The sequence below is a fragment of the Streptomyces sp. S6 genome, from assembly GCF_054880855.1.
Genome location: NZ_JBTYMC010000403.1, coordinates 1 through 5,139 on the forward strand (window position 1 = coordinate 1; position 5,139 = coordinate 5,139).

6 protein-coding genes are annotated in these 5,139 nt (G+C 73.2%); 5 read left to right on the forward strand and 1 reads right to left on the reverse strand.

Annotated features, from left to right (window positions below):
- The first annotated feature begins 173 nt into the window (after positions 1–173).
- Both ACVNF4_RS32300 and ACVNF4_RS32305 read left to right on the forward strand, forming a co-directional pair.
- A complete protein-coding gene (locus ACVNF4_RS32300) occupies positions 174–797 on the forward strand; it encodes a hypothetical protein (protein WP_461806431.1) in 624 nt (207 codons plus the stop codon).
- A 40-nt stretch (positions 798–837) separates the two neighbouring features.
- Positions 838–1,542 (forward strand): YcnI family protein, encoded by a 705-nt coding sequence (locus tag ACVNF4_RS32305; protein ID WP_461806432.1) that lies wholly within the window; start codon positions 838–840, stop codon positions 1,540–1,542.
- A gap of 57 nt (positions 1,543–1,599) precedes the next feature.
- Here ACVNF4_RS32305 and ACVNF4_RS32310 read toward each other — a convergent pair whose 3' ends face one another.
- On the reverse strand, positions 1,600–2,517 hold the full coding sequence (locus ACVNF4_RS32310) for a CDP-alcohol phosphatidyltransferase family protein (protein WP_461806433.1): 918 nt from the start codon (positions 2,515–2,517) through the stop codon (positions 1,600–1,602).
- A 108-nt stretch (positions 2,518–2,625) separates the two neighbouring features.
- Here ACVNF4_RS32310 and ACVNF4_RS32315 point away from each other — a divergent pair, with 108 nt between their 5' ends.
- The 3 genes from ACVNF4_RS32315 to ACVNF4_RS32325 form a co-directional block, all read left to right on the forward strand.
- Positions 2,626–3,603 carry a zinc-dependent alcohol dehydrogenase gene (locus ACVNF4_RS32315; protein WP_461806434.1) on the forward strand — a complete coding sequence of 326 codons (978 nt, stop codon included), beginning with the start codon at positions 2,626–2,628 and terminating at the stop codon, positions 3,601–3,603.
- Positions 3,604–3,735: 132 nt separating this feature from the next.
- On the forward strand, positions 3,736–4,134 hold the full coding sequence (locus ACVNF4_RS32320; RefSeq protein ID WP_461806435.1) for a 6-pyruvoyl trahydropterin synthase family protein: 399 nt from the start codon (positions 3,736–3,738) through the stop codon (positions 4,132–4,134).
- Positions 4,131–5,139, forward strand: a 1,009-nt coding sequence (locus ACVNF4_RS32325) for a glycosyltransferase family 4 protein (protein ID WP_461806436.1), incomplete at its 3' end; no start/stop codon positions are given. The genes ACVNF4_RS32320 and ACVNF4_RS32325, both read left to right, overlap by 4 nt.

The window sequence follows — 5,139 nt, forward strand, 5'->3', positions numbered from 1 at the left end:
CGCGGCGATCGCGGTGCTGCCGCGCGGGGGCGACGCCGGCCCCGCCTCGGCCGAGAACCCCGCCGCGAGCCCTGCCGAGAGATCCGTCGAGAGCCCCGTCGACACCCCGGCGATTCCCAAGAACGGTCAAGGCGGGTGAAGCCGCGCGGCCGTGCGTGGCAGGATCCCGGAGCATGAGCGCGTCGCCGGGAGTCCGTGGGCTGCGCGCCGCCGTGTTCGCGGCGGTGTGCGTGCTGCTGGCTGTCGGCGCGCACGCGGCGGCCGTGGGAGAGACGCCCTCGGCCGGTGCGCAAGGGCTCGGCTTCGGGGCCGTCTTCGTCGCCGGGTGGCTGCTCGGCGGGCGGGAGCGGGGGCTCGTCGCGATCGGCGGGGGGACACTGGCCGCGCAGGGCGGGCTGCACGCCGGGTTCGGGGCCGGGGAGCGGGGCGGGGGCGGGATGCCGGGCATGCGGATGCCGGTCCGGTACGACGCCGCGCACGACACCGTCGTCCACCGGGCCACCGTTCACCAAGGTGCCCTGCACCACAGCACCCCCCACACCCTCGCCGCGCACGTTCTCGCCGCGTTGCTCACCTCCTGGTGGCTGCGGCGGGGCGAGGTCGCGGTGTGGGGGCTGCTGCGGTGGGCCGGGGTGCTCGTGCCGGGGCTGGTGGCCTGGTGGCGGGGGCCCGTGGGGGTGGCCCGTAGTACTTCGGTGGTACGGCGGCGGTGGTGGCTGCCCGAGCCGTGCCGGGTGTCGCTGCGGCACGTGGTGCGGCGGAGGGGGCCGCCGGGGGCCGTGCTGCGCCTCGGCTGAAAGGAAACGACCACCCCTCCCGTACGGAGACCACCACCCCATGCACCGCACACGCACGCACCGCACACGCGCCGCGGCCCTCGCCGTCCTGCTCGCCGCAGGCGGAGTCCTCGCGGCGGCGGGTGCCGCGTCCGCGCACGTCACCGTCCATCCTGAGAGCTACCCCCGGGGAGCCACGGACGGGCTGCTCACGTTCCGCGTCCCCGACGAGGACGACAAGGCGAGTACCTCGCAGGTACAGGTCTTCCTGCCGACCGACCACCCGCTCCTCGGCGTGCTCGTCACCCCGCACGACGGGTGGACCCCCAAGGTCACCAGCACGAAGCTGAGGACACCGGTCAGGACGGACGACGGGACGATCACCGACGCCGTCTCCGAGATCACCTGGACCGGCGGGAAGATCGCCCCCGGGCAGTTCGAGGACTTCGACGTCGCCTTCGGACAGCTTCCCGAGGACGCCGCGAAACTCACCTTCAAAACCCTCCAGACGTACGACTCGGGGAAGGTCGTCCGGTGGATCGAGGCCGCCGGGCAGGGGGACGACGACCCCGAGAACCCGGCGCCGGTCCTGACCCTGACGTCCGCGAAGGACAGGGCGCCGGAGAAGGAAACGCCCGTCGCGAAGGCCGTCGGCCACGATTCCGCAGCCCGGGACCTGGGCGTCGCCGGGATCGCGCTGGGCGCGGTCGGGCTCGGCGCCGGAGGTTTCGCGGTGGCACGGGCGCGCTCGACACGGCCCGCATAGCGAGAAGGCCCGGACTCCCCCCGCGGGGTCCGGGCCGTTCCTCGTGCGGCGAGCGCCTCAGCGTGCCGCGAGCACCGGCCTGTCCTTGGCCGGGAGAGCCGCCACGATCGGCTCCGAGATCACGACGACGGGCACGGAGACGGGCTCGGCGACAGAGGCGACAGAGGCGACAGCGGTGACGGAGGCGGCACGGGCGTCACCGGCCTCCGCCTCCACCGACGTCTCGGCACCCCGCTCGCCGGCCGAGGCACCCGCCCCCGCCCCCGGCCGCGTCCGGAACAGCCACACCACGTCCCGCCCGAACGACCACACCAACGCGGCCAGCGACGTCCCCGCGATCGCCAGGTTCGCCGCGTACGGCAGCAGCTCGGAACCGGCCAGCAGCAGGCAGATGCCCTGCGTCGCGGCGACCGTCTTGCGGGCCATGCTGTGCGGCAGCGCGGAGTTCAGCCACGGCCAGACGTACGCGGCGGCGACGAACACGTACCGCATGGCCCCCATCAGCAGCACCCACGGCCCGAGCTGCGTGGCGACGTAGACGCTGAGGACGAGGATCAGGAACGCGTCGACCTCCATGTCGAAGCGCGCGCCCAGCGGCGTCGAGGTGTTCGTGCGGCGCGCGACCTTGCCGTCCACGCCGTCCAGGATCAGCGCGACGGCGGTGAGGCCGACCAGCAGCGTCACCGGCGGGGCCGACTCGAAGGAGTCGGCGACCAGGGCCGTCACCCCGCCGACCAGGACCGCGCGGCCCAGCGTGACGCGGTTGGCGGGGCCGAACGTGCGGATTCCCGAGCGGTGGCAGGCGCCGGACAGCAGGGCCCAGGTACCGAGGGCGAAGACGAGGCCGGTCGCCCAGCCCGCCGTGCCCATGCCGATCACCGAGCCCAGCAGGGCCAGCAACAGGAGCTGAGCGCCCGCTCCCAGAGCGGTCTCCTGCTGGACCAGCCTTGCCTCGTACGTGTTGTTCAGGGCCACCGCACATCCTCCGGCCGAGTGACAGAGTCGATCATCGCCGCGTACTGTGCGCGGCCTGTGCCACATCTCGGTACGTGAACCGGATGCCGATCGTTCAGGAGGTTTTCCATGAAGAGCGCCGCACGCGCGTTCTGGGTCCGTCGTCCGGGTGAGGGAGAGCTGCGCGAGACGGTGGTCCCCGAGCCCGGCGAGGGGGAGGTGCTGGTGCGGACCCTGTGGTCCGGGATCAGCCGGGGCACCGAGACGCTGGTGTTCGGCGGGAAGGTCCCCGAGAACCAGCACACGGCGATGCGCGCGCCGTTCCAGGAAGGAGACTTCCCGGCGCCCGTGAAGTACGGGTACCTCAATGTGGGCGAGGTCGAACAGGGGCCGGCGGACCTCGTCGGCAAGACCGTGTTCTGCCTGTATCCGCACCAGACCAGATATGTGGTCCCGGTCTCAAGTGTGATCGTCATACCGCCCCATGTCCCCGCCGAACGCGCCGTCCTCGCCGGCACCGTCGAAACCGCCGTCAACGCCCTCTGGGACGCCGCCCCCATGATCGGCGACCGGGTCGCGGTCGTCGGCGGCGGGATGGTCGGCTGCTCCGTCGCAGCCCTCCTAGCCCGCTTCCCCGGCGTCAAGGCGCAACTCGTCGACGCCGACCCCGCCCGCGCCGAGACCGCCGCGAAACTCGGCATCGACTTCGCGCTCCCGCAGGACGCGGCCGGCGACCTCGACCTCGTGATCCACGCCAGCGCCACCGAGGCCGGCCTCACCAAGGCCCTCGAACTCCTGCGCCCCGAGGGCACCGTCGTCGAACTCAGCTGGTACGGCGACCGCCGCATCGCCCTCCCGCTCGGCGAGGCGTTCCACTCCCGACGCCTCACCATCCGCAGCAGCCAGGTCGGCACCGTCTCCCCCGCGCGCGCGAGCCGCTCCTACGCCGACCGCCTCGCCCTCGCCCTCGACCTGCTCGCCGACCCGGCGCTGGACGCGCTGATCACCGGAGAGTGCGCGTTCGAGGAACTGCCCGAGGTCATGCCGAAGCTGGTCTCCGGGAAGATCCCGGCGCTGTGCCACCGGGTGCGCTACCCGTGTCCTTGACGCGCACGCGCGCCTGACCTGAGAAAAGAGTCAGAGGCCGCTGAACACGGGGAAGCGGCCAGCCGTACTACACGGCACGCCCCGGCGCGAGAATGCCGGGGACCAGACGTGCCGCACCTGGAGGGTCGTCCGTTGTTCAGTGTCACCGTCCGCGATCACATCATGATCGCCCACAGCTTCCGCGGCGAGGTCTTCGGACCCGCGCAGCGCCTGCACGGAGCGACGTTCCTCGTGGACGCCACGTTCCGCCGCGAACAGCTGGACGACGACAACATCGTCGTCGACATGGGACTCGCGAGCCAGGAACTGGGCGCCGTGGTCGCGGAACTGAACTACCGGAATCTGGACAACGAGCCGGATTTCGCCGGGGTGAACACATCCACCGAGTACCTCGCGAAGGTCGTCGCCGACCGCCTCGCCGAGCGGATCCACAAGGGCGCGCTCGGCGAGGGCGCCCGGGGCATCGCCGCCCTCTCGGTCACCCTGCACGAGTCGCACGTCGCCTGGGCGAGTTACGAGCGTGCCCTGTGACCGACACGACCATCGAGCGGACCCGGGTCCGGCTCGACAAGACGGCGCTGGCCTACGTGCCGAAGCAGCAGCCCGTCGTACGGAAGAACGGCGACCTCATCCCGATGTCCCTGCGCACCGTCCACTTCGTCCTGCCGGGCGGCGTCGACGACCCGAGCCGGCCCAGCGGCGGCAACGCCTACGACCGGCGGGTCTGCCTGGACCTGCCCGGCTTCGGCTGGCAGGTGCGCAAGCACCTCGCGGACGGCGACTGGCCCCGGCCCGCCGCCGGCGACCGTGAGGCGCTCGCCCGCACGCTGCGCGACCTCCCCGACGGGGCGGTCGTCCTGCTCGACGGGATCGTCGCCTGCGGAGTGCCCGAGGTGATCGTCCCCGAGGCGGAGCGGCTGCGGCTCGCCGTCCTCGTGCACCTGCCGCTCGGCGACGAGACGGGCCTCGCGCCCGAGGTCGCCGCCGAACTCGACGCCCTGGAGCGGACCGTGCTGCGCGCGGTGCCCGCCGTGATCGCCACCAGCGACTGGGCCGTCCGCCGGCTCGTCTCGCACCACGGCCTCGCCCCCGAGAAGGTGCACGTCGCCGCCCCCGGCGCGGACATCGCGCCCGTCGCGTCCGGCACCGACGGCGTCTCGCACCTCGTGTGCGTCGCCGCCGTCACCCCCCGCAAGGGCCAGCACCGCCTCGTCGAGGCCCTCGCCGCCGTCACCGAACTGCCCTGGACCTGCGACCTCGTCGGCGGCGTCGACCAGGACGTCGAGTACGTCGCCCACCTGCGCGAACTCATCGCCCGCCACGGCCTCCAGGACCGCCTCAAGCTCACCGGGCCGCGCTCCGGCGCCGCCCTCGACGCCAGCTACGCGTGCGCCGACCTGATGGTCCTCACGTCCTACGCCGAGACGTACGGCATGGCCGTCACCGAGGCCCTCGCGCGCGGCATCCCGGTCCTCGCCACCGACGTCGGCGGCGTCCCCGAGGCCGTCGGCCGCGCCCCCGACGGCGGCGTCCCCG

What these genes read in the sequence shown, in the direction of transcription:
- ACVNF4_RS32300 (WP_461806431.1), top strand. Translation starts at nt 174, where the DNA reads ATGAGCGCGTCGCCGGGAGTCCGTGGGCTGCGCGCCGCCGTGTTCGCG.
- ACVNF4_RS32305 (WP_461806432.1), top strand. Translation starts at nt 838, where the DNA reads ATGCACCGCACACGCACGCACCGCACACGCGCCGCGGCCCTCGCCGTC.
- ACVNF4_RS32315 (WP_461806434.1), top strand. Translation starts at nt 2,626, where the DNA reads ATGAAGAGCGCCGCACGCGCGTTCTGGGTCCGTCGTCCGGGTGAGGGA.